Origin of the sequence: Micromonospora sp. SL4-19 (assembly GCF_047921475.1) — a bacterium.
Classification (GTDB): Bacteria; Actinomycetota; Actinomycetes; order Mycobacteriales; family Micromonosporaceae; genus Micromonospora.
Map to the genome: position 1 here is coordinate 23,271 of NZ_JBLROB010000020.1, position 23,370 is coordinate 46,640.

A 23,370-nucleotide genomic window follows, 5' to 3' on the forward strand; every position below is an offset into this window, starting at 1 on the left:
TCACCCCGCGATCCGGACGGTGGTGGTGGCGCCCCAGATGGCCAGGGACAGGAAGAAGTCGACGACGTTGACCGCGACGATGGCGGTACGCACGGCCCGCCCGACGGCGACGCCGACGGCGGCCGGTCCACCCTGGGCGGTGTAGCCGTACCAGCAGTGCACCAGCACCACGATGACGCTGAACACCAGCACCTTGCCGAAGGACCAGAGCACGTCCCCGGGCGGCAGGAACAGGTGGAAGTAGTAGTCGTAGGTGCCGGCGGACTGCCCGAAGTAGCCGACGGCGATGGTGCGGGTGGCCAGGTAGCTGGCGAGCAGGCCGATCACGTACAGCGGGACGACCGCGATGAACCCGGCGATCATCCGGGTGGTGACCAGGAACGGCAGTGACGGCACGCCCATCACCTCGAGCGCGTCGACCTCCTCGGAGATCCGCATGGCGCCGAGCTGGGCGGTGAACCCGCAACCGACGGTGGCCGACAGGGCCAGCGCGGCCACCAGCGGCGAGATCTCCCGGGTGTTGAAGTACGCCGAGACGAAGCCGGTGAAGGCGCTGCTGCCGATCTGGTCGAGTGCCTGGTAGCCCTGCAGTCCGACCTCGGTGCCGGTGAAGAAGGTGAGGAAGCAGATCACGCCGACCGTGCCGCCGAACACGGCGAGTGCGCCGGTGCCGAAGCTGACCTCGGCCAGCAGGCGGATCACCTCGCGCTTGTAGCGGCGCAGGGTGCGCGGCGCCCAGGCGAGGGCACGCAGGTGGAAGGCGAGCTGGCCGCCGAGGTCGTCGAGGTGGCGCAGTGGGGCCATGTCAGCTTCCCTTCTGCGGGACGACCTGGAAGTACCCGGCCGTGACGACGAAGTTCAGCGCGAACAGCAGCATGAAGGTGATGACGACGCTCTGGTTGACGGCGTCGCCGACGCCTTTCGGTCCGCCCTTGGCGGTCATCCCCTTGTAGCAGGCGACCAGCGCGGCGGTGGCCCCGAACAGCAACGCCTTCACCTCGCCCACGAGCAGGTCGGGTAGCTGCCCGAGGGCTTGGAAGCTGGCCACGTATGCGCCGGGCGTGCCGCCCTGCAGGACGACGTTGAAGGCGTAGCCGCCGGTCACGCCGACGACGCTCACCAGACCGTTGAGCAGGACGGCGACCAGCATCGAGGCGAGCACCCGCGGCACGACCAGGCGGTGGATCGGGTCGATGCCGAGGACCTGCATCGCGTCCAGTTCCTCGCGGATCTTCCGGGCACCGAGGTCGGCGCAGATCGCCGAACCGCCGGCCCCGGCGATGATCAGGGCGGTGACGATCGGGCCGGCCTCGCGGACCACGGCGAGCACCGATGCGGCGCCGGTGAACGACTGCGCGCCGAGCTGGCGGACCAGCGAGCCGAGCTGGAGGGCGATGACCGCGCCGAACGGGATCGACACCAGGGCGGCGGGCAGGATGGACACCGAGCTGATGAACCAGGCCTGCTGCACGAACTCGCGGACCTGCACCGGCCGCCGGCCCAGGCCGCGCAGCGTGTCCAGGCAGAAGGCGAAGAACTCGCCGGAGCCGCGTATCGCGCTCACGGGGCCACTCATCCGGTCACCTCCCGATCGCGGTGGCGGCCGTCGGCGGAGAGGTGCGGTCCCAGGTCGACGGTGGGTCGTTCCTCGTCCCAGCGGCCTTCGAAGGATCCCGGGGGCGGGCTGACGCCGTGCTCGCGGCACCACTTTCCGGGAGGGCGCTCGGCCCGGCGGGGCAGTCCGTCGGACGGGGGCAGTTGCAGCGGGATGGGCGGCAGTGGCGGCAACTCCACCCCGGCCTGCGCCTCGGCTTCGAGTTCCTCGGCGTCCTTCTCCTCCGCCATGCCGATCGGGCCGATCCGCTGGGCGTTGAGGAACTGCCGGACCACCGGCTCGGTGCTGGACAGCAGCATCTCCCGCGGGCCGAACATGGCCAGGTGGCCGTGGTAGATCAGGCCGATGTTGTCGGGTACGGTCCGGGCGGTGTTGATGTCGTGGGTGACGATCAGGAAGGTCGCCTCGGTGCGCTGGTTGAGGTCGATGATGAGCTGGTTGAGGTAGGCGGTGCGCACCGGGTCCAAGCCGGAGTCCGGCTCGTCGAAGAGGATGATCTGCGGGTCGAGCACCAACGCCCGCGCCAGGCCGGCCCGCTTGCGCATGCCGCCGGAGATCTCGCCGGGCAGCTTCTTCTCGGCGCCGGCCAGGCCCACCATGTCGAGCTTCTCGTTGACCACGGCGCGGATCTGCGACTCGGTCTTGCGGGTGTGCTCGCGCAGTGGGAAGGCCACGTTGTCGTAGATGTTCATGGAGCCGAACAGGGCGCCGTCCTGGAACAGCACGCCGAACAGCTTGCGCACCTCGTACAGCGCCCGCTCCGACAGCCGGGGCAGGTTCTGTCCCTCGATCCAGATGTCGCCCCGGTCCGGGCGGAGCAGGCCGACCAGGGTCTTGAGGAACACCGACTTCCCCGTGCCGGAGGGTCCCAGCAGGACGGATATCTCCCCCGCCGGCAGGGTCAGGGTGACGTCCGACCAGACAGGCTGGCCACCGAAGGACTTCGTCAGTCCCTGAACGGCCACCTCGACGCCCATCGACCCCTCCCGTCGCCCCTTCTGAGAGAGACATCGCGGAAATGGCTCACGCCGCAACAGGTTTCGCGGTGAATTCGTTTCGCCGTCGCACCGCTACCCAAAGTGAGAGGTGCGGAAACCAGCCGGCTTCAGTACGGTGCGGTTAACCCGTCGGTAATGAAGGTGCCGCGCAACCCCATGATCCGAGCAGTTGATGCAGAGCTGGTCCGTCGGGCCGTCCACGGTGACCGGGCCGCGATGGCGGAGCTGCTCACCGATATACGCCCCGGCCTCGTCCGATACTGCCGAGGGCGGCTCGGCCGCGTCGGTGGCGCGTACACCACGGCCGACGACGTCGCCCAGGAGGTGTGCCTGGCGGTCCTGCGGGTGCTGCCCCGCTACCAGGAGCAGGGCGTCCCCTTCGCGGCGTTCGTGTACCGCATCGCCGCGCACAAGGTGGCGGACGCCCAGCGCGCCGCCGTCAGGGATTCCGCAGTCACCCCCACCGATTCGCCGCTGGAGGAACCGGACGCCGCTCCGGGTCCCGAAGCGCAGGCCGTCGCGACCGACCTCGCGCGCCGGCTGTCGGCGCTGCTGAATCAGCTGCCCGACGCACAGCGGGAGATCGTCCTGCTACGGGTCGCGGTGGGCCTGTCCGCCGAAGAAGTGGGGGCGATCGTCGGGATGTCCCCGGCGGCCGTGCGGATGGCCCAGTCCCGTGCCCTGGCCCGGCTCCGTAGCCTTGCCGGAGACGCATTGGACGAGGTGGCGGCATGAGCGAGCGCCAGCGAGCGAATCATCAGCACAGCGCCGGTGAGTCTCGTGGCGACGCCGAGCGAAGCGAGGCGGCGGCATGAGCGAGCGTACGCCGGGCAACGGCGAGGAGGCGATGGACCTGGAGGTCCTCGCCCGCGACGACATGCTGCTCGACGCGCTCGGCCGGGGCGACGCGGCGCCGGCCGACGACGAGCTGGCGACGATGCTCGCCGCCTGGCACGCCGACCTCGCCGACGACGCCTCCGGGCCGGCCCACCTCCGCCCTTCGGCCCCGGACGGGGACGCTCCGGATTCCGCACCGGCGGTGCCGCTGCGCCCGGCCACCCGCTCCCGCCGGCCCCGACCCTGGGCGCTGCGCCTCGCCGCGGCCGCTGTCGCACTGCTCGCGCTGGTCTCCGGCCTGAGCGTCGGGAGTCGTCACGCGGAGCCGGGCAGCCCACTGTGGTCGCTGACCAAACTGCTGCACCCGCAGCAGGCCGAGGTGCGGCTCGTCGAACGGGCCATCGCCGAGGCGCGGGCCGCGCTGGCCGCCGGTCGACTCGACGAGGCCCAGCGGCTGCTCGACCGGGCCCGTGGCCAACTGACCAAGGTCGTTGACCCGCCCACCGCCGACCGGCTGCGCGCCGAGCTCGACGCCCTGTCGGCGGAGCTCGCGGCGGCCCGGGCGGCGGTCACGCCGACGGCCGTTCCGGCCACCTCCGCGCCGACCACGCGCCCGACCGACCCCGCCCCCCGGCCGAGCACCGCTACCACGGCCCCCGGGACGAAGCCGGCACAGCCGGAGACGCCGCCCGACCCGAGCGGCTCCCCAGGTACGGAACGGAGCCCGCTGCTGCCGTTGCCGCAGCTTCCCCTGCCCGAGCCCATTCCGTCGCTGCTCTCCCCGTTGCCGAAGCTGCCCCTGCCCACCGGCGACCTGCTTCGCTGAACCCCCACCAGGAAGGCGGACGCCGGTGGCCCCGGCCAGGGCGCGGGACCACCGGCGACGGACTCATCCGGCGGGCTGCTCCCGGTCGGCGGTCCGGCCGAGGGCCACCATGCGCAGCGTCTCCTCCCGACGGCGGACCAGCACCACCCCGGCGAGGAAGGCCACCACGGGCGCGAGCACCAGCGCCGCCCACTGCCCCCACACCAGCGGGATCGGGTGCCCCATGTGGATGTTGGACACCGCCCAGCCGGCGAACGCGGTGTCGATCAGCAGGGCCAGCGCGGCGACCGGCGCCAGCATGACGACGATGCGCCGGCGTACCGCCGGGGAGAGCGTGGCCAGGCTGACCAGGACGGCCACGCTGACGGCGGCGAGCCCGGCGACGTAGAGCCAGAGCACCGCCTCGCTCTGCGCCTCCAGCCCGTAGAGCACCTGCACGGACACCGGGGCCGTCGTGAAGGGCGGGCGGGTCACCCGGTTGAGTTCCAGGAGGGCCACCGCCGCCAGCGGCGCGAGCACCACCACCGCCAGGCGGCGTACGCCGAGCACGGCGAGCGCCCGACGCCGCGGGGCGGGCACGGTGAGCGCGGCGGCCGCCACCAGGGCGAGCGCGAACTCGGGCACGGTGTGGATCACGTAGACGGGCTGGCCGGCGATGCCCGGCCCCACCAGCGCCAGCCAGCCCACCACGCCGGCCCAGGCGAGCCCGGCGCCGACCCACCGCAGTCCGGTCAGAGCGGCGAGGCCGACCGCGGCCCAACCGGCCGCCCTCAGCCAGTCGACCAGGTCGGGCCCGCCGTGACCCATCGGCGGCGGCAGCGACGGGTCCGCCACCACCTGGTCGATGAGGCTCTTGCCGGCGGCGGCGAACAGCAGCAACGCCACCAGAACACCGGTCACCGCGGCGGCGTCGGTCCAGGCGGGCTCAGTGAACCCCCGTGCGCCCACCCGCAGCCGAGCCCGCAGGCCACCGACGATCAGGTTGACCGCGTCTCCGACGCTCGGGCGGGTCTGGCCCGGCCGTGCGCCGTCGAGGAGAACGGCGAGCATCTCCTCCTCGTACGCCCGGCGGTGTTCCCATGGATAGACGGCGAGCAGCCGACGGAAGCGGCGTGCCAGCTGGTCGGTGCTCACGCCGCACCTCCCTCGGCGAGCAGACCGGCGCGGCGCAGTCGCCGCCCTGCGGCGTCGGCGTTGCGGCGCAGTCGGGCGACCTCGTCGGCGAGGCGGGCCGCGCCCAGCGCGGTGAGCCGGTAGTAGCGGCGCAACCTGGACTGCACCACCTCCTCGCGGTCGACCTCGATGAGGCCGTCGGCGCGCAGCCGGTCGAGGACGGCGTAGAGGGTGCCGGCGCGCAGCCGGACCCGGCCGTCGGAGATGCGCAGCACGTCCTCGATGACGGCGTATCCGTGCTGGGGTGTCTCGGCCAGCGCGGTGAGGACCAGGAACGTGGGCTCCCGAAGTGGACTGTCGGTCATGGCGACCAGTATATACCGATGATCGGTATATACTGGTCGCCGAATCTTGAGATCTCGTCAGCGCGGTCGTTCGCCCTGGCCGCGGTGGCCGTCGCCGCCCTCGGCGGCGGCCGCGACGCTCTCGGTGACCGGGCCGAGCACCGGCCCGACCGGCCTCGCCGGCTCCTGCGGGCCCCGTCCGTCCGGGGCCGCCCCCTCGCGGCGGGCGTACTCGGCGAAGAAGCTCAGCAGTTCGACCGGGAAGGGCATCACCAGGGTGCTGTTCTTCTCGGCCGCCACGTCCACCACCGTCTGCAGCAGCCGCAGCTGGTACGCCCCCGGCGTGTCCGCCATCGTCCGTGACGCGTCGGCGAGCCGGCGGGAGGCCTGGTACTCGGCGTCGGCGACGATGACCCGGGCCCGCCGTTCCCGCTCGGCCTCGGCCTGGCGGGACATCGAGCGCTTCATGCCCTCGGGCAGCGCCACGTCCTTGACCTCGACCCGCTCGATCAGCAGGCCCCACGGCTTCTCGGTAGGCGCGTCGATCACGGATTTCAGCTCGGCGTTGATCTGGTCCCGATTGCTCAACAGGGTGTCGAGGTCGGCCTTGCCGATCACCGAGCGCATCGCGGTCTGCGCCACCTGCAGCACCGCCGCCGGGTAGTCCCGCACGTTGACCAGTGCCTTCACAGGATCGACCACTCGGTAGTAGACGACCGCGTCGACGGTCAGCGTGACGTTGTCCCGGGTGATCGCGCCCTGTGCCGGCACCCCGATCACCGTGGTCTGCATGCTGACCCGGACCATCCGGTCGACGACCGGGATGATCAGGTGGAGACCGGGCTGGCGGATGCCCTCCAGCACCCGGCCGAAGCGGAACACGATGCCCCGCTGGTACTGCTGCACCAACCGGACGCTCAGTGACAGCACGAGCAGCACGAGCACGACGATGATCACCAGCGCGATGATTGCTGCGGCTGCCATGGTCCCCCCGATCCCGGAGGCACCCGCCTCCCGGCGCCGCGCCTACCCGTTTCGCCGCCCTCCATTCCCGCGCGGGCCACCACGGTCCGGCCGAGGTGAGGCACGCCCGGCATCGCCGGGGCCGATCGCCGGCGTCACCCGTCGCTCTGGGCGGCGCCTCGACCCACGGCGTCCGGCACGAGCCGCCCGGAGTGCAGATTCAGCACGATGTCGGCCACCTCGATCAACCGGGGGTCGTGGGTGGCCACCAGGACGGTCGTCCCCCGTCGGACAGACTCCCGCAGCGCCCCGACGACCTGCTCGACATGCCCGTCGTCCTGATGGGCGGTCGGTTCGTCGAGCACCGCGAGCGCGGGGGCGAGGACGAGCGCCCGGGCCAGGGCGGTCCGCTGCTGCTCGCCGAGCGACGTCTCCCGCGCCGGCCGCCGCGCGATGCGTTCGAGGCCCATCCGGGCCAGCAGGCCCGGATCGACCGGCGCTCGCCGCAACAGCGCCGGCAGGTGGACGTTCTCGGCGACGGTCAGCTCACCGACCAGGGCCAGCCGCTGGGGCGCCAGCGCGACACTGGCCCAGTCCCGCACGGCGGTCGCCGGCTCACCCTTGACGCACACGCGACCGGCGCTCGGGGCCATCACGCCGGCCACCAGGTGGCAGAGGGTGGACTTGCCCGATCCGGACCGGCCGGCGAGGGCCACCAGGACTCCCCCGCCGATCTCCACCGTGACCCCATGCAGCACGGTGACCGCCGCGGCGCCTCGGCCGTGGGTGTGGGTGACCGCCTGGACATCGACGAGAACCGGAGGCGAGCCGCTAGTCATCTGCCGTCCTCCCGTCCGACGCCGGACGATCCGGGGAAACCAGGCGCACATGATCGGTGTGCACCTCGACCAGCGCGCGACCGTCCGGAAACAGCGCCAGCGCCGGCTCCGGAAGCTGCACCCGCCCGAACCCGTCGATGGCCGCGGTCCGGGCCGCCGCACCGTGCTGCTCGGCCGACAGCACGCCGTGCCGCAGGTGCAGCACGGCGTCCGCCACGGCCACCGCCCGCGCGTCATGGGTGGCGAGCACGACGGCTGCGCCCTGCTCCGCGCACCAGCGGAGCCGGGCGAGAACGAGGTCCGCGGTGGCGTCGTCGAGCTCGGCGGTCGGCTCGTCGGCGATCACCAGATCCGGTGGCCCGAGGCACGCCGCGGCCACGGCGAGCCGCTGCTGTTCCCCTCCCGACAGCGCGGCGGGCAGCGCGTCCGCCCGGTCCGCGAGGTCCACCTCGCCCAGCACCACGGCCGGGTCGATCGGCACTCCGCGCAGCCACGCGGCCTGCTCGACCTGCCGGCGGGCGGACATCTGCGGGAAGAGACCGTGCGCCGGCCGCTGGGCGATGTACCCGACGTGGCGTCGGCGCAGCCGCTGCAGCTGCCGCCGGGTCAGCGCGGCGACCGGGGCGCCGCGATGGCGCAGCGTCCCACCGGCCGGCCGCTCCCGCAGGGCGAGGATCGCCAACAGGGTGGACTTCCCACTGCCGGACGGGCCCGTGATCGCGGTCAGTGTGCCGGTGCGGATGCGCACGTCGACGCCGCGCAACGCCTGGGTGGGGCCGGTGGGCGTCGGGTAGAGCTGGAGCAGTTCCGCGCCGTCGAGCAGCGGCCGGGTGACATGGTCAGGCATCGGTTCGGTACGCCTCCTCCTCGCCACGGCCGGAGCGCTGCCCGCTGACCGCCGTCGCCGCCCCGGCCGCGACCAACGCGGCCAGGGCCGCCGCCACGACCGCCGTCGGCGGGACGACCAGCCGGAACGCGGGAGCGTCGTCGGGTGCGACATCGAGCAGCCGGCCGGCCAGGGGCGTGAGCAGCAGCAGCCCCAGCAGGGCGCACAGCAGCGCCATGGCCGCGACGGCGGCCTGCTCGACCGCCCGGGACAGCAGGACCCGGGAACGCCCGAAGCCGAGCCGGGCGAGCATGAGGTCGGTGGGCCGGTCGGCGGCCGCGCGGCGCTGGGCGTGCACGCAGAGGGCCAGCACCGCGAGCAGCGCCAGGTAGGTGCCGACCGCCACCTGGTAGCCACCCGCCTGCTCGGCGGCGACGAAGATGTCCCGGCGACGCAGCTGCCCCGCGGTGTCGAGCTGCCGCGGCTGCACGCCGTGGGCGCTCAGCACCGCGTCCACGGCCCGGTCCGACGTCCCCCACAGCTCAGTACGAACGGCGAGACCGTTGCTCAGCCTGTCGCGTGGCTTGAGCCGGGGGTCCACCGGGCCGAACGTCGGGAACGCCGGTCCGGCGGGCACCACGTACATTGGCTCGCCGGCGTACCGCGGGAACACGTCGACGGCGGCCACGACCCGCAGGCGTTCCCGCCACGGTCCGCCCTCGACCTGGACGAGGTCACCCACGTCGACATCGGCCACGCCGACGGCGATCGCCGGCAGCCCGACGATCGGGTCGTAGTTTTCGGCGGCGAGTCGACTCAGCGCGCGGCGGGCCTGTGCGAGTTCCGGCCCGTGGCCCCAGGAGGCGGTGCCGTCGATGGTGGCCGGGTCGACGATGAGGAGGTGGTGCGTGCCGAAGGTCGCCGCGTTCGTGACGTCGATCCGCCAGACCAGCGTGGTACGGGCTGGCAGCGGCGGCGTGCGCACCCCGGGCACCGGCCCTTCGGGCGGCAACTCGTCGGCCTTCGGGCGCGGTGGCGCCAGCACCGGATCGTCGTCCAGCTGCCAGGCGCTCTCGATGGTGGCGACCGCCTCGGCCCCGGACCGCGCGGCGACCCGGTCCTCGATGCTCGTCCGGGTGGCGGCCACCCCCGAGAGGGCGAACAGCACCATGCCGAGGCCGGCGGTCACCGCGGCAGCGACCGGAGCACGCCCGGGCACGGCCGCCACGAGGCGACGACGGGCGAGCCACAGCGCGGTCGGACGCGGCGGACGGGACGGCTGCCTGGTGCTGCGCCAGCTGGCGCGTGTCAGCCACGGCAGCAGCCGCATGCCGAGGGCACCGGCCGCGATGAAGACGAGCAACGGCACGAACAGATCGATGCTCCGGGCATCGCCGCCGGACCGGTCCGCGGCCGCCAGACCCGCCGTCGCGGTGGCCGCCGCGGCGACCACGAGGACCAGCCACGGTACGGGACGACGGCTGGTGCTCGGGGCGGCCGGGCGGACCCGTCGGGCGGCGACGGCGCCGGCGAAGGCTCCCACCAGGAGGGCGCCCGCCACCGCCGCTGTCATCGCGAGCGTCAGCCCCGGCCCGACCGACAGGGCGGTCACGGCGCCGGTGGGACCGACCTGCCCGACGATCGCCCAGGCGCAGAGCCAGCCCAGGACGCCGCCCACCACGGCCGGCAGCAGGTGTTCGAGCGACCAGAGCAGGCCGACGAGGGCGGTGGGCGTGCCGGTGCCCACCGCGTGGCGCACCTCGATGTCCCGCCTGCGCAGCGCGGCGGCCACCACGGCGACCAGGGCGGTCAGCGCGACCAGCACGGCGGCCCACTCCAGGGGCGAGGTCCGTTGCCGCACGCCCTCCGCCACGTCGCCGGCCTGTTCGGTCAGGTCACCGATACCGCTGGCCACCCGGCGGGCGAGGACCTCACCGTCGCTCCGGCCCTGGACATACCGCTTGCGCAGCAGGCCGATCCGGTCCGCCACCACCCGCGCCTCGGCGATGGTCAGGCCGGGGGCGAGCGCGGCGTCCACCGACCAGAGCATCTGGTCACCGACCTCGTTCGCCAGTCGTTCGCCGGTCGCGATGTCGCCGATGACGAGATACGCCGGCAGGGTTTCGAAGCCGCTGTCGGGTGGCAGCTCACCTCTGCGCAGGGACCAGTCCCGGCGGCCCGGGCGGTCCAGCGGCCGGCGGCCGTCCTCGGCGACCTGGTAGGTCCCAGCGACGGTGGTGTCGACGCGCCGCTCGTCGCCCCGCCGGGTACGGGCGGAGAACGTCACCGGGTCGCCGGCCTTGACACCGAGTTCCCGAGCCAGCGGCACGGGCAGCCAGACCCCGGCCTGCGCCGCGGCGCCGTCCTCCGCCGGAACGAGGTGCTCGGCCGGGTCGGGGAGCGCGAAGAGACGGGCACGCTCGCTGCGGGCCCCGTGCGCCAGGAACGACTCCCACCGGGACGATCGGCCCAGCTCGACGCCCACCGACTTCCCGTTCAGGGTGGGCGCGGACAGCCCGGCGATGGCGCGGATCTCGTCGAGGACGGCGCGCTGGTCGGCGCTGGACGGCGACGCCGACGCGGTCAGCCGCACGACGTCGGCATCGCTCTGCCGGGCGCCGACGGGCACGCCGGCCCGGGCGCTCTCGAACGCCGCGTTCTCCGACGCCTCGGCGAACATCGGCGGCGCCGCGCTGGCCGTGGCGAGGACCGTGAACACGAGCAGCACCAGCAGGGACCACGGCCCCTGTCGGACGCCCCACCACGCGGCCGACCATGGCAACGGAAAACGGCGTCGACCTGCCCGACGCGGGTGGAACGTGCTGCTCCCCGCCGACGGGCGCGCTGCGTGGCCGTCTCGTCGAGCCGGTGCGGCATGGGATCCCCCGTCGTAAATGGACCATCCGATCCTGCCCGCCCACGCCCCCGGGAGGAAAGCCCCGACAGGTCAGAAGCGGCGGGCCGGGTTCGGCAGTTACGCCCTTCCGGATCGCCGAGACGCGGCAGAGTCAGCACGGAGCCCCGCCTGCCGAAGGAGAATCCGTGCCGAGCCGAGCTCGCCTGCTGGCACTGCTTGTGGTCGCCGCCGCGGTCCCGCTGGCCGAGTCTCTCGTCCTCGTGTCGTTCAGGTTTCGGCAGGCGGAGGGGTTGATCGGGCAGGCTTCGGCGGTCTGGCCGTACGACTCCTACCACGACCTGCGCTGGCTGCTGGTCTACCACAATTCCTGGTTGACGTTCGCGCTCGGCCTGGTGGGTGCGCTCGTGGTGCGCGGGATGCTGTCCGCGACCCTGGTCGGCTTGGCCTGGCCGGCGAGGGTGCCCCGGCCGTCGGCGCGTAGCCTGCTGCTGCGCAACCTGGGGGTGGCCGCTTTCTCGGCGGCGGTGGTGGCGCCCTTCGCGGCGCTCGCGGTGGCCGCGTCGGTGGTCTCGCTGTCGTGGGTCCTGTTCACCTCGCTGGTGCCCATGCTGATCCTCGCCCCGTTCCTGCAGCGAATGGCGGTGGGTGCCGGCTGGTGGCATGGATTGCCGTCAGCCGAGCTCGTTGCCTGGTCGCTGCTCGACTTCGTGGTCATCACGGTCGCCGGCGGCCTGGTCTGGACCGCGCCCGAGGGGTGGACGCCGGTCGTCGCTGCGGCCGTCGGGGCGATCAACGGCCTGCTGTGGAACCGGATGGTGCGGGTGGCTGTGCGGCCGTCCCACGTCCGGTTGCGGTGGATGCCGGTGGTACCGATCGTGGTGGTGCTGGCCCTGGCCCTCCCGCTCGCGGCGCAGGTGCTCTCGCACCCCGGCAACGAGAAGAACACCTTCACGCCACCGATCTTCAACAACCCGCTGGCCGCCGACGTCCCCTACGCGGTCGTTCTGCTGGCCGGGCACAATTCCGCGTACGACGGCCGGCCGGCGGCGGATCCCAGGGTGGAGCGATTCTCCTACGCCGGCCTCGACGCGCAGGGCCGCCCGCTTCCGTACCCCCCGACCCGCACCCATCAGTCGCTCGCGTCGAGCGCGGACCTGCTCGCCGTGCAGGTCCAGGCGCTGCACCGGCGGACCGGGCGGCCGATCGCCCTGGTCGGGGAGAGCGAGGGCGCCATGGTGGCCCGCACCTACTTCCGACATCGGTCCGACACCCCGGTGACGGCGCTGCTGATGTTCAGCCCACTGGTCCGCACCGGTCGGGCCTACTATCCCCCGCCGGACGCCAGCAGTGGTTGGGGGATAGCCACCGGCTGGCTGCTGCGGGGCATGTTCGACCTGGCGAACCTCGGCTCCTCCGCCGGTAGTCACCCGGATGAGCCATTCGTCCGCTCGCTGCTTGAAGACGCGCCGTTCTACCGCCTCGAGACGATGTGTCCCATTCCCGGCGTACGGGTGATCGCCTTCCTGCCGACCGTCACTGCGGCGGAGACGACGCCGGGTCCGTTCACCAAGATTCCGGTGGTCGAGGTGCCGTCCTTCCACGGAGGGTTCCTCAGCCGGAAGGTGGTCGAGAGCCAGGTGATCGACTTTCTCGCCGGCGAGAACATCAGCCAGGTCCGAAGAGAGTACGGCCTGCTCCAAGGCCTGGCGGCGGCCTGGCAGGCCCCCCTTCTGGCGGTGGACGCGAACCCGGTGTGGCGGCCCACGGCGCCACCCGGCCGGCCGTTCTCGTCCGCCAAAATCTGCGCACCGCTGAAGAACCCCTGACGGCTGGCGCCGTCACACGCGGTCGACGCTCCCACGGCGCGACGCACGCAGCTGCCCGGCGAGCAACCAGACGGCCATGGCGGCGAGCACCGCCGTGATCGCGGCCGGCAGCGGGTGGTACGGAAAGATCAGGATGCTGCCCAGGATGCTCACCGAGCCGATGACGATGGCCAGCACGGTGGTGCCCCGCCGATCGACGGCCAGCGCCACGCCGGAGAGGGTGGTCGCCACCCCGACGATCAGCCGGAACCAGCCCCAGCCGGTGATGTCGAGGTGGTGATAACGGTCGCTGCCGATGTCGACGTACGGGTCGATCGGGATGATCGCGGCGCCGGTCAGGATGCCGAGCAGCCCCGCCGCGACCAGCAGGAGTCCGGCAACGAGCCGCTGACTCTTCCGGGCGTCGCCCGGGTGTGCGTCCATCGGATCTGATGCGCCCCCCGTCATACCGCCGCCAGCGCCTCGTCACTCGGCGTTGCCAGGCTATCTGGTGAGGCGTGCCCCGCCGATGGAAAGCAGTGGACTCGGCAAGCGTCAGAAGCGGCGGGCCGCCGGAACGCCTCGTGGCGGGGCCTGCCGCAGCAGCCAGGTCGGGTTGCTGGCGCCGACGAGGTCACCGTCCCGCCCCCGGACCTGGGTGCGCACGTACGCGCCGACGCCGGGTGTGACCCGCAGGTCGTGCCAGCCCTGCCGGAGTTCGCGGGCGGGAACCCGCACCGTGTCGGTGGACGGCGTGGGGTCGGCGACGCCGGCCAGGTCGACAGTTCCGGTGACGACCTCCAGCGACGCGCCGGCCGGCAGGTCGGTGGCGTGCAGGCGTACGGCCAGCTCGGCCGCGTCGGTGAGCACGACCGCGCCCATCGCGGTGCGGCCGGCGATCTCGAGGTCGAGGGCGCCGCGGTAGTGAACCAGGTCGGTGAACCAGGCCTGCCCGGCGCGCAGGGCCGCCACGAGGTCGTCGCGGCCGGTGGAGGGCGCCCAGACGTACGTGAGGTGGCGCTCCTTTCCGGCCCGCCAGTCGGTGCCGTCATGGTCGTCGGTGACCCCGACGGCGGTGACGAGGACCGCGTTGCGGGCGGCGACGTCGTACGCCCAGAGGTGGTCGTCCAGCGGCGCGCGACCGATCTCGATCAGGTCGACGCCGAGGGCGTGCCGGTCCACCATGAGGCGGGCCAGTGAGTCCCGCTTCTCGACGTCGAGCGGGTGGTTCCAGCAGACCACGCCGCCGTGCGCGTGCAGGAACCCGACCATCCGCTCGGTCTTCGCGGCGTCGTTGTCCCGGTACGGCGGCGACGGGAACTCCGGCAGCGTCTGGTCACCGCCGAACCAGTTGAGGTGCCGGACCATGGACACCTCGTACGCCCGGTGGTGGGTGACACCCGAATAGGCTCCGTCGTACGCCCGCAGCACCTCGGCGCGCATCTCCTCGCCGGCCTGGCCGACGCGACGGGCGCGGTCGATGACCAGCCGGTCGACGACGAGGCTGCCGCGGGCGCCGGCGCGTACGCCGACGCCGAGGCGCAGACCGCGCAGGGAGTTGTCCCCGGCGACCAGGTCGGGCCAGAGACGTCGAACGTCCGCTAGCAGCGGCAGGGTGTGCCGCCGCCACTGTCCGGTAGGGGCGGGCAGGTCGACGGTGCCGCGCAGCCCCTCGGTGGTGTGGGCGGGCTGCGCTGCCGCGCCGAGGCGGTAGCGCAGGACGTACTGGCCGGCGGGCCGGCCGCCGCTGGCCGGGTGGTGGGAGAGGGCGATCTCGACGATCAGGGCGGCGTCCGGCCCGGCGGTCTCCGGGAGCACGTCGAGGTGCAGGAGGGTGTCGGAGATGTTGCCGGTGTGCGTCCAGTTCCAGGCGCTTCCCGCGTACCAGAAGATGCCGTCGCCGGTGGCGGTGAGGCGCAGCGCCCGGGGCGGGTCGTCGCCCGCGTGCGGGCGGTCGACGAAGTCGGCGGCGGACGCGGTGAGCCGGCCCTCGGTGGACGCCTGCCAGGTCCAGGCGAGCGGGCCCTCCAGTTCCTGCGGGCCGTCGAAGTGGACGGTGCGGCGATGGTCGTGGGCGGCGACACGGAAGTCGTGGTCGGTCCACCAGATGACGTCGACGTCGTTGCGGCGGGCCTGGTCAAGATGGGCGGCGTAGCTGGCGATGCCCTCGCTGAACGAGGCGTGGATGTGCATGGCCATGCTGATCGGACGCCGTCCCCGGGCCGGGCTGAGCGGTGCCGGCGCGGAGGTGGCGGCGAGGCCGACGGGAACGCCCAGCCCCGCGGCGGCGAGGCCACCCGCGACGAGGAGCACGCTCCGCCGGTCGAGCCGTGGCCGATCGCCCATTCCACTCCCCTGTCCGATGCCGATCGAGCCAGCCTACGGTCGCCCGTCCGGGGTCGGGATCCGGCGACCGGGTCCGGCCGCCGACGCGGCGTTACGGCAGGATCATGCGCATGATGACGGTGGCGACCACTCCCGCGCGGCGCGGCACCGTCGTCCCTCGCGGCGACCGGGGCGAACCGTGAACGACGACGCGCTCGCCGCCTCGCTCGCGGGGCACCTGGACGCACTCACCTTTGCGGACCGGTCGACCGACGAGGTCACCGCGCTACTCGTCGACGCGGTCGCTGCCTGGGGGGCCACCCAGGGCTTCCGGGTGTACCGGCGAGCCACGAGTGTCGTCCCGCTGCCCGCCCCGTACCAGACCCGGCACTCGATCGTGGACGTCGCCTGCGCCCGCCCGACCGGCCGGCCCATTGTGATCGAGGTGGACCGCACCGACCGCCGGCGTACCGTGGAGAAGCTGCTCGCCGAGGCCGAGGCCGGGCGGGTCGCGCTCTGGGTGCGCTGGGGGCCGGGACCGTTCGCCGCACCGCCCGCACCGATCCGCCTCGTCACCTGCGAGGTCGCCGTGCGCAACCACCGACACTCGCGACTGCCGGCCCGCCCCGCACCGCAGCACTCCGCGCCGGCCGGCGCGACGGCCGAACCGGTCGAGCTGCCGCTCACCGCAGACTGATTCGACCGCCCCCAGCCGGCATCGGGTGCACGCAGATCGATTCTTCTCGCCGTTACCCCTAGCGCTCCGCGCATGGTTGGCAATATCCTCCGTCCCACGCGCTGCTCTTGAAGTTCCTTTTCATGCCCTGGTCCGTGCCCGGCCACAGAGGAGATGACATGCACTTCGACCACCCCGAGCTGGACCGTCGTACCCTGCTGCGGGCCGGCCTCGGCGCCGCCACGGTCGCGGTCGTCGGGAGTGAACTCGCCTTCCCGGCCGCCGCGCAGGCCGCGCCGGGCGCGGACCTCGACTGGATCATCAGCTGCGACGAGTGGAGCGCCCGGCCGCCGGCGGACCCGCTGTCGATCAGCGCCATCCCCAGCAACAAGATCATGGTGCACCACATGGCGTTCCCGAACAGCACCGACTACTCGGAGGAGCACGCCAAGCAGCTGGCGCGCGACTGCCAGGACCTGCACATGGACGGCAACGGCTGGTCGGACACCGGCCAGCACTTCACGGTGAGCCGGGGCGGCCACGTCCTGGAGGGCCGGCACGGCAGCCTGGAGCGGCTCCAGGCCGGTGACCGGCAGATCATCTCGGCGCACTGCCCGGGCGAGAACGGTCGGGCCATCGGCATCGAGAACGAGGGCACCTACGTCACCGACACCCCGCCGCACGAGCTGCTCGACGCCCTGGTCAAGCTCTGCACCACCATCTGCCAGCAGTACGGGCTGCACGCGCACGACATCTTCGGCCACTGGGACTTCCGGGCCACGCTGTGCCCGGGGGCGATGTTCTACCGGGAGTTCCCCGCGCTGCGGCGGCGGGTCTTCGCCAAGCTCGGCACCGACCTCGCCGACGTGCCGGCCCGCCGCTGGCCGGACATCTGGCGGTTCGTGGGCGGCCCCGTCGTCAAGGTCGCGCAGTACCTGCTCACGTTCCGCGGCTACACCGTCCCGATCACCGGCGTCTTCGACACCGCCACCGTCGCGGCCGTGCAGGACTGGCAGGCCCGCAACGGCATCCCGGTCGACATCGACGCCACCCTCACCGCGCCGACCTGGGAGACCCTGGCGCCCGAGCTGGAGAAGGATGCGGCCGGCATCCCGGTCAGCGCGGTGCAGTTCATGCTCAACTCCAAGGGCTACGCCGACGTCGCGATCACCGGCGAGTACGACTACCCGACCAAGAAGGCTCTCAAGGACCTGCAGCACCTGCACGGCCTGGAGCCGAACGGAAAGGTCAGCACCACCACCTGGTGCGCCCTGGTGGGGGGCGTGGTGCGTCAGTCGTTCCAGAAGAACTGACCGACGTACCGGCGGGGAGAGCGGTGGAGGTGGCAACGGCGCCACCTCCACCGCACCGTCCGTCATCACTCCGTCGCGCCTCGTTGGTTCCGGCTCGTCACTCTGCGACGATGCGCGGGTCACAATCGAGGAGGCAACATGAGCATTCGACTCAATCCGTACCTCAGCTTCCGCGACACCGCGCGCGAGGCGATGGAGCACTACCACCGGGTGTTCGGCGGCACCCTGACGGTGAACACCTTCGGCGAGTTCGGCAACCCGGAGCCCACGCTCGCCAACCTGGTCATGCACTCGATGCTCGAGACCGATCGCGGCTTCACGCTGATGGCCTCGGACACCCCGCCGGAGATGGACCTCACCATCGGCAACAACGTCGCGGTGAGCCTGAGCGGCGACGAGCCGGACGAGATGCGGGGCTACTGGGACAGGCTCATCGAGGGCGGCACCGTGACCGTCCCGCTGGAGAAGCAGATGTGGGGCGACGAGTTCGGCATGTGCCTGGACCGGTTCGGCATCGGCTGGATGGTGAACATCAGCCCGCAGGCGGCCTGAGGCGGCCGAGCCCCGCCCACGGCCAGGCCGGCGGGCCACGCCCGCCGGCCTGGCCGCCCCAATACGATCATCCGGTGACCGGCGCTGACGACATCACCCCCGACGAGCGGCCGCACCGGCGCGCGGCGGGACGATGAGCGGCGCGGTACCGATCGGACCGGCGCTGGTCGTCGCCCTGCTCGGGCTGACCGTGGCGGCCGGCGTCGTGCTGCGGCTGACCGGGCTCGGCCGGGGCCGGGCCGTCCTGGGCGCAGCCGCCCGGGCCACGATCCAACTCGGCGTCGTGTCGCTGGTCATCGTCGCCGTGCTGCGCGCCTGGTGGAGCACCGGCGCGTTCATCCTGCTCATGTACGGCGTCGCCGCCCTCACCGCCCGCCGACGGATCGGGCCGCAATGCCCGGCCCGGGTCACCCCGCTGGCCATCGCCGCCGGGGTGGTGCCGAGTCTCGCCGTACTGCTGACCAGCCGGGCGCTGCCGGCGACGCCGCTGGTGGTGCTGCCGACGGCAGGCATCCTGATCGGCGGGGCGATGACCGCGGCGAGCCTCGCCGGCCGGCGTACCCTCGACGAGCTGCGGACCCGGCACGGCGAGTACGAGGCCGGCCTGGCCCTCGGGCTGCTCCCCCGCGACGCCGCACTGGAGATCTGCCGCCCGGCCGCCGGGCAGGCGCTCATCCCCGCGCTGGACCAGACCCGGACGGTCGGCCTGGTCACCCTGCCGGGCGCGTTCGTGGGTGTGCTGCTGGGCGGGGCGGGACCGCTGGAGGCCGGGGCGACCCAACTGCTGATCCTGCTCACCCTGCTGGCGGTCGAGGCGGCGGCGATCGCGCTGGTCGTCGAGCTGCTCGTCCGAGACCGGGCCCGGATCTCGCCGTGACCCGGGCGACGCGGTGACGCTCCCCGGCCGCGGCGGGTGTACCAGCGACGCCACGGGGTACTGGCCGCCCGATGACCAGGGTCCGCAACCTGCGTGTCCGGCCCGACCTGCTCTATGTCGCGAGCGGGTGGAGCACGCTGGTCACCGACGTGCGGGGTCGGATCAGCGGCACCGACCCGCAGGGCTTCTTCGCCCGCAACACCCGGGTGCTCGCCCGGGAACGGATCACGGTCGACGGCCGGGAGCCGGTCCCGTTCGCCACCGCGAACGTGCGGGGGCACGCCCAGCTCTCCTACGCCGAGCTGGGTGACGGGGAGACACTGCCGTCGCAGGCCGCGTACCTGCTGATCGAGCGGTTCGTCGGTCCGGGGCTGCGTACCCGGCTCACCGTGGTCAGCTACGCCCAGCAGCCGCTGCGGTTCCCGGTCCGGATCCGCGTCGAGGCGGACTTCGCCGACACCAGCGAGGCGGAGACGGGCCGCCGCTTACAGGTCGGCGACGTCGGCGACGCATGGGATCCGGCGGCGGAGGAACTGCGCCTGACCTACCTGCGCGACGACCTCGACCGCGCCGTGGCGGTCCAGGTCCGCGGCGACGCCCCCGTCGGATACACCGACGGCGTGGTCACCGTCGACCTCGCGGTGCCGCCGCGCGGCAGCGCCCGGATCGAGCTGCTGGTCGAGCCGGTCTTCGACGGGGTCCGGCTGCCCGCTCCCCCGGCGACGTTCACCGACCCCGACGACTCCGCCGCCCGGGCCCGCTCCCGGCTGATCGGCGAGCTGGCCGACTTGAGCAGCAGCAACTTCGACGTGACGGCGGCGTGGCGGTGCGCCACCCACGACCTGGCGGTGCTGCCCCTCGGCGAACCGGCCGGGCCGGCGGCACCGATCGCGGGGCTCCCCATCTACCAGGAGATCTTCGGCCGGGACACGATGACGGCGTCCTGGCAGGCGCTGCTGGCGGGGCCGACCATGCTGGCCGACAGCCTGCGGCTCAACGCTCAGCACCTCGGACGGCGGCTGGACGACTGGCGTGACGAGGAGCCGGGCAAGCCGCTGCACGAGGCCCGCCAGGGCCCGGTGTCCGCGCTCGGGCTGAACCCGTTCACCAGCTACTACGGAGACTGGTCGACCGCGCCGGACTTCCTGGTCTTCCTCGGGCAGTTCCTGGCCTGGACCGGCGACCTGGACACCGTACGGGAGCTGCTGCCCACGGCCCGGCGGGCGCTGCGCTGGATCGAGCGGTACGGCGACCCCGACGGCGACGGCTTCCTGGAATACCACTGCCGCTCCCGGGCGGGGCTGAAGAACCAGGGCTGGAAGGACTCCGACACCGCGATCGTCGACGAGGACGGGCAGGTGGTGCCCAACCCGATCGCCACCAGCGAGCTGCAGGGCTACTGGTACGCCGCGCTGCGGCACGCCGCCGTGGTGTTCACCCTGACCGGCCATCCGGCGCGGGGCGCCGCGCTGGCGGCCCGGGCCCGGCGGCTGCGCCGTCGCTTCCATCGCGCGTACTGGCTGCCCGAGCGGGGCTGCTACGCGATGGCGCTCGGGCCGGACCGGCAGCCGGTGCGCTCGACCAACTCCAACGACGGGCACCTGCTGGCCACCGGCATCGTGCCGGCCCGGGCCGCCGCGCTGGTGGCCGACCGGCTGTTCGCGCCGGACATGTTCAGCGGTTGGGGGGTGCGGACGCTGTCGGCCGACCACCCGGCCTACAACCCGTTCAGCTACCACCGGGGCAGTGTCTGGCCGGTGGAGGCGGGCACCATCGGCCTGGGATTGGCCCGGTACGGCCGCTGGACGCACCTGCACCGGCTGGCCGAGGGGATGTTCGCCGCGGCGGCGCTCTTCGAGGAGCATCGGCTGCCCGAAGTGCTCAGCGGGCTGCCCCGCGACCCGGCCCACCCGCACCCCGGCGTCTACCCGAACTCCTGCTCCCCGCAGGCCTGGTCGGCCAGCTCGATCGTCGCCCTGGTCCAGGCGCTGCTGGCGCTGCGGCCGGCCGCGCCGCTGCGCACGATCTTCGTGGATCCGCACCTGCCCGAGTGGCTGCCGGATCTGCGGCTGGAGGGCGTACGGGTCGGGAGCGCCACGGTCGACCTGACCGTGCGGCGCCGGCGCAGCGGGCGGACCTCGGTGACCGCGCGCGGCGACCGGCTGGCGGTGGTCCGCCGGGCCCCCCGCCAGGCGATTTCCGCCCGAAGGGGCGGGTGAGGGGTGCTGGGTGTAGTCGGAGCCCGGCGGGGAATCCGGTGCCGACCTGGGGCGTAGACGAAAGGAGTGGCATGGAGAGTCGCGCGAAGGCGATGGGCCACGGGATCCATCCCATCCTGATCGTGTTCCCGCTGGGGTTGCTGGCCACTGCGGTGATCTTCGACATCCTCTACCTGTTCACCTACCGGACGGGATTCCAGATCTCCTCCGCGTACACGATGGGCATCGGCATCATCGGTGGCCTGCTCGCCGGGGTCTTCGGTTTCATCGACTGGATGGGCATCCCGGCCCGTACGCGTGCCAAGCGGATCGGCGCCGTGCACGGCCTCGGCAACGTGGTGGTGCTGGCGCTGTTCGCGGCGAGCTGGTTCCAGCGGCTGGCTGCCACCAACTGGGACCCGAGCACCGGAGCCCTGATCTGCAGCTTCGTCGGCATCGTGCTCGCCGGGGTGACCGGCTGGCTCGGTGGCGAGCTGGTCGAGCGGCTCGGGATCGGCGTGAGCGACGAGGCGGGCGTGAACGCGCCGAGTTCGCTGCGCCGGTCCGCCGGCCGGCCCCGGACCCGGGGCGCCTGACCAGGCTGAGCCGGCGCACGGCGGCTGAGCCGCCCGTGCGCCGGCTCAGCCCAGGCCGATCTGCTTCATGAAGGTGGTCAGGTCGTAGAAGAGGTTCTCTTCGACGATCTTGCCGTCGACCCAGCGGGCGATCGTGCAGAAGTCCACGTCGAAGGACTTGCCGGTGGGCGGGATCTGGCTGCCGTCGGGGCCCGTCATCGGGCCGGTCATGGTGCCCGTGAAGCGGGCGATGGAGCAGGTCCACTCACCCGAGGCGAACAGCACCTTGTACGGCCGGTTGCCGAGCCGCTGGTCGGGGAACGCGGTGAAGAAGTCCCTCGCCTCGGCCTCGTGGTTGGCCTGGCCGTGGGTCTCGGGCCTACCGGGCCACCGGACCACCACGTCGTCGGTGTGGCGGCTGTTGAACGTCTCGAGGTCCTGGGCGTTCCAGGCATCGTCGAGTGTCTGCATGAGTTCCATGTTTCGCTGCTCGGCACCCATGCCGGTCCCCGCATCCGTCGACGTCATCCATGACGCCGTCACGTTATCGGGTTGTTCGGCCCGTTTCAGGAGGTTTGTCAAGATCCGATGGGCCTCCACCCACCCTCCTTCGAACAGGTGTGCGAACATGGGTGTGTGTCGAGCGACGCCACGATCCTGCATGCCGACCTGGACGCGTTCTACGCGTCGGTCGAGCAACGCGACGATCCCCGGCTACGCGGCCGGCCCGTGATCGTCGGCGGCGGGGTGGTGCTGGCGGCCAGCTACGAGGCGAAGGCGCGCGGGGTGCACAGCGCGATGGGCGGGCGGCAGGCCCGACGGCTCTGCCCGGAGGCGATCGTGGTGCCGCCGCGGATGGCCGCGTACACGGCGGCGAGCCGGGCCGTGTTCGAGATCTTCCGGCGGACCACTCCGCTGGTCGAGGGGCTCTCCATCGACGAGGCGTTCCTGGACGTGGGTGGGCTGCGCCGGCTGGTCGGCCCACCCGCCGACATCGCGGCGCAGCTGCGTCAGGAGGTACGCGAGCAGGTCGGCCTGCCGATCACCGTGGGAGTGGCCCGCACGAAGTTCCTGGCCAAGGTGGCCAGCGGGGTGGCCAAGCCGGACGGGCTGCTGGTCGTCGCGCCGGAGCGGGAGCTGGCGTTCCTGCACCCGCTGCCGGTGGAGCGGCTGTGGGGCGTCGGGCCGGTGACGGCGGGGAAGCTGCGCGACCGGGGCATCCGTACGGTGGGGCAGGTGGCCCGGCTCGACGAGGCGACCCTGGTGTCGCTGCTCGGCGCGGGCGCCGGCCGGCACCTGCACGCCCTCGCCCACAACCGCGACCCCCGCCCGGTGCAGGTCGGGCGGCGGCGGTCCTCGATGGGCGCCCAGCACGCGCTCGGCCGCGAGCCGCACTCCCCGTCCGAGCTCGACGCCGTGCTGGCCGGGCTGGTCGATCGGGTGACCGGGCGGATGCGCGCGGCGCGGCGCACCGGGCGCACGGTGACCCTGCGACTGCGCTTCGCCGACTACACCCGGGCGACCCGCTCACACACGCTCGACAAGGCGACGGCACAGACCGGGCCGCTGCGCGACGCGGCGCGGGCCCTGCTGCGCACGGCGCTGCCGGTGATCGAGACCCGGGGCATCACCCTGCTCGGGGTGTCCGTCGGCAACCTCGACGACGGGCACGTGCAGCTCACTCTTCCGTTCACCCGCGACCCGGGCGTCGAGCTCGACGCCGCGGTGGACGCGGTCCGGGACCGGTTCGGGTCGACCGCGCTGACCCGGGCGGTGCTGCTCGGCCGCGACCCCGGTCTGGAGATGCCCCGCCTGCCGGACTGACCGGCGC

Annotated in this window: 22 protein-coding genes; 10 read left to right on the plus strand and 12 right to left on the minus strand. The window is 73.1% G+C overall.

Annotation, left to right across the window (positions count from 1 at the left end; translation table 11 throughout):
• From ACNAVT_RS21715 to ACNAVT_RS21725, 3 genes are read right to left on the minus strand one after another with little or no spacing between them, the layout of a single operon-like run.
• Positions 1 to 804 carry an MlaE family ABC transporter permease gene (locus tag ACNAVT_RS21715; protein ID WP_416298945.1) on the minus strand — a complete coding sequence of 268 codons (804 nt, stop codon included), beginning with the start codon at positions 802 to 804 and terminating at the stop codon, positions 1 to 3.
• 1 nt (position 805) lies between these two features.
• Complete coding sequence (locus ACNAVT_RS21720) at positions 806 to 1,576, minus strand: MlaE family ABC transporter permease (protein WP_416298946.1); 771 nt, start codon at positions 1,574 to 1,576, stop codon at positions 806 to 808.
• On the minus strand, positions 1,573 to 2,592 hold the full coding sequence (locus tag ACNAVT_RS21725; RefSeq protein WP_416298948.1) for an ABC transporter ATP-binding protein: 1,020 nt from the start codon (positions 2,590 to 2,592) through the stop codon (positions 1,573 to 1,575). Before ACNAVT_RS21725 ends, ACNAVT_RS21720 begins: the two co-directional genes overlap by 4 nt.
• 177 nt (positions 2,593 to 2,769) lie before the next feature.
• On the opposite strand from ACNAVT_RS21725, the gene shbA reads away from it, so the two are divergent.
• The gene (shbA, locus tag ACNAVT_RS21730) at positions 2,770 to 3,348 is read left to right on the plus strand and encodes an RNA polymerase sigma factor ShbA (RefSeq protein ID WP_416298950.1); all 579 of its coding nucleotides are present in this window, start codon (positions 2,770 to 2,772) and stop codon (positions 3,346 to 3,348) included.
• 76 nt (positions 3,349 to 3,424) lie between these two features.
• Positions 3,425 to 4,276, plus strand: coding sequence for a hypothetical protein (locus ACNAVT_RS21735; RefSeq protein WP_416298952.1), 852 nt, complete (start codon positions 3,425 to 3,427; stop codon positions 4,274 to 4,276).
• Positions 4,277 to 4,339: 63 nt separating this feature from the next.
• On the opposite strand, the gene ACNAVT_RS21740 is transcribed toward ACNAVT_RS21735, so the two are convergent.
• The 6 genes from ACNAVT_RS21740 to ACNAVT_RS21765 all read right to left on the minus strand — a co-directional run bounded on the left by ACNAVT_RS21740 (position 4,340) and on the right by ACNAVT_RS21765 (position 11,089).
• The gene (locus ACNAVT_RS21740; RefSeq protein ID WP_416298954.1) at positions 4,340 to 5,410 is read right to left on the minus strand and encodes a hypothetical protein; all 1,071 of its coding nucleotides are present in this window, start codon (positions 5,408 to 5,410) and stop codon (positions 4,340 to 4,342) included.
• Positions 5,407 to 5,754, minus strand: a complete 348-nt coding sequence (locus tag ACNAVT_RS21745; RefSeq protein WP_416298956.1) for a PadR family transcriptional regulator — start codon at positions 5,752 to 5,754, stop codon at positions 5,407 to 5,409. Before ACNAVT_RS21745 ends, ACNAVT_RS21740 begins: the two co-directional genes overlap by 4 nt.
• 57 nt (positions 5,755 to 5,811) lie before the next feature.
• Entirely contained in the window at positions 5,812 to 6,717 is a 906-nt protein-coding gene (locus tag ACNAVT_RS21750) for a slipin family protein (RefSeq protein WP_416298958.1), read from the minus strand.
• A gap of 134 nt (positions 6,718 to 6,851) precedes the next feature.
• Positions 6,852 to 7,535 carry an ABC transporter ATP-binding protein gene (locus tag ACNAVT_RS21755; protein ID WP_416298960.1) on the minus strand — a complete coding sequence of 228 codons (684 nt, stop codon included), beginning with the start codon at positions 7,533 to 7,535 and terminating at the stop codon, positions 6,852 to 6,854.
• Positions 7,528 to 8,382, minus strand: coding sequence for an ABC transporter ATP-binding protein (locus ACNAVT_RS21760; RefSeq protein WP_416298961.1), 855 nt, complete (start codon positions 8,380 to 8,382; stop codon positions 7,528 to 7,530). The genes ACNAVT_RS21755 and ACNAVT_RS21760 overlap by 8 nt, the downstream gene beginning before the upstream one ends.
• Positions 8,375 to 11,089 carry a hypothetical protein gene (locus tag ACNAVT_RS21765; RefSeq protein ID WP_416298963.1) on the minus strand — a complete coding sequence of 905 codons (2,715 nt, stop codon included), beginning with the start codon at positions 11,087 to 11,089 and terminating at the stop codon, positions 8,375 to 8,377. Before ACNAVT_RS21765 ends, ACNAVT_RS21760 begins: the two co-directional genes overlap by 8 nt.
• Positions 11,090 to 11,403: 314 nt before the next feature.
• On the opposite strand from ACNAVT_RS21765, the gene ACNAVT_RS21770 reads away from it, so the two are divergent.
• Positions 11,404 to 13,044 carry a hypothetical protein gene (locus ACNAVT_RS21770; RefSeq protein WP_416298965.1) on the plus strand — a complete coding sequence of 547 codons (1,641 nt, stop codon included), beginning with the start codon at positions 11,404 to 11,406 and terminating at the stop codon, positions 13,042 to 13,044.
• A 12-nt stretch (positions 13,045 to 13,056) separates the two neighbouring features.
• On the opposite strand, the gene ACNAVT_RS21775 is transcribed toward ACNAVT_RS21770, so the two are convergent.
• Both ACNAVT_RS21775 and ACNAVT_RS21780 read right to left on the minus strand, forming a co-directional pair.
• Entirely contained in the window at positions 13,057 to 13,467 is a 411-nt protein-coding gene (locus tag ACNAVT_RS21775) for a hypothetical protein (RefSeq protein WP_416298967.1), read from the minus strand.
• Between the two features lie 111 nt (positions 13,468 to 13,578).
• Complete coding sequence (locus ACNAVT_RS21780; RefSeq protein WP_416298969.1) at positions 13,579 to 15,369, minus strand: hypothetical protein; 1,791 nt, start codon at positions 15,367 to 15,369, stop codon at positions 13,579 to 13,581.
• A gap of 178 nt (positions 15,370 to 15,547) precedes the next feature.
• Between ACNAVT_RS21780 and ACNAVT_RS21785 the strand changes: the two genes are divergently transcribed.
• The 6 genes from ACNAVT_RS21785 to ACNAVT_RS21810 all read left to right on the plus strand — a co-directional run bounded on the left by ACNAVT_RS21785 (position 15,548) and on the right by ACNAVT_RS21810 (position 21,560).
• On the plus strand, positions 15,548 to 16,045 hold the full coding sequence (locus ACNAVT_RS21785; RefSeq protein WP_416298970.1) for a hypothetical protein: 498 nt from the start codon (positions 15,548 to 15,550) through the stop codon (positions 16,043 to 16,045).
• Positions 16,046 to 16,203: 158 nt separating this feature from the next.
• Positions 16,204 to 17,337 (plus strand): N-acetylmuramoyl-L-alanine amidase, encoded by a 1,134-nt coding sequence (locus tag ACNAVT_RS21790; protein WP_416298972.1) that lies wholly within the window; start codon positions 16,204 to 16,206, stop codon positions 17,335 to 17,337.
• 138 nt (positions 17,338 to 17,475) lie between these two features.
• Complete coding sequence (locus ACNAVT_RS21795) at positions 17,476 to 17,889, plus strand: VOC family protein (protein ID WP_416298974.1); 414 nt, start codon at positions 17,476 to 17,478, stop codon at positions 17,887 to 17,889.
• A 133-nt stretch (positions 17,890 to 18,022) separates the two neighbouring features.
• Entirely contained in the window at positions 18,023 to 18,766 is a 744-nt protein-coding gene (locus tag ACNAVT_RS21800; RefSeq protein ID WP_416298975.1) for an ABC transporter permease, read from the plus strand.
• Positions 18,767 to 18,837: 71 nt separating this feature from the next.
• Positions 18,838 to 20,985 carry a glycogen debranching N-terminal domain-containing protein gene (locus ACNAVT_RS21805; protein ID WP_416298977.1) on the plus strand — a complete coding sequence of 716 codons (2,148 nt, stop codon included), beginning with the start codon at positions 18,838 to 18,840 and terminating at the stop codon, positions 20,983 to 20,985.
• Positions 20,986 to 21,056: 71 nt separating this feature from the next.
• Positions 21,057 to 21,560 carry a DUF2231 domain-containing protein gene (locus ACNAVT_RS21810; protein ID WP_416298978.1) on the plus strand — a complete coding sequence of 168 codons (504 nt, stop codon included), beginning with the start codon at positions 21,057 to 21,059 and terminating at the stop codon, positions 21,558 to 21,560.
• 45 nt (positions 21,561 to 21,605) lie between these two features.
• Here the strand turns inward: ACNAVT_RS21810 and ACNAVT_RS21815 are convergent, their stop codons facing one another.
• On the minus strand, positions 21,606 to 22,019 hold the full coding sequence (locus ACNAVT_RS21815) for an ester cyclase (RefSeq protein WP_416298979.1): 414 nt from the start codon (positions 22,017 to 22,019) through the stop codon (positions 21,606 to 21,608).
• A 156-nt stretch (positions 22,020 to 22,175) separates the two neighbouring features.
• Here ACNAVT_RS21815 and dinB point away from each other — a divergent pair, with 156 nt between their 5' ends.
• On the plus strand, positions 22,176 to 23,363 hold the full coding sequence (gene dinB, locus ACNAVT_RS21820) for a DNA polymerase IV (protein ID WP_416298981.1): 1,188 nt from the start codon (positions 22,176 to 22,178) through the stop codon (positions 23,361 to 23,363).
• Positions 23,364 to 23,370: the final 7 nt, after the last annotated feature.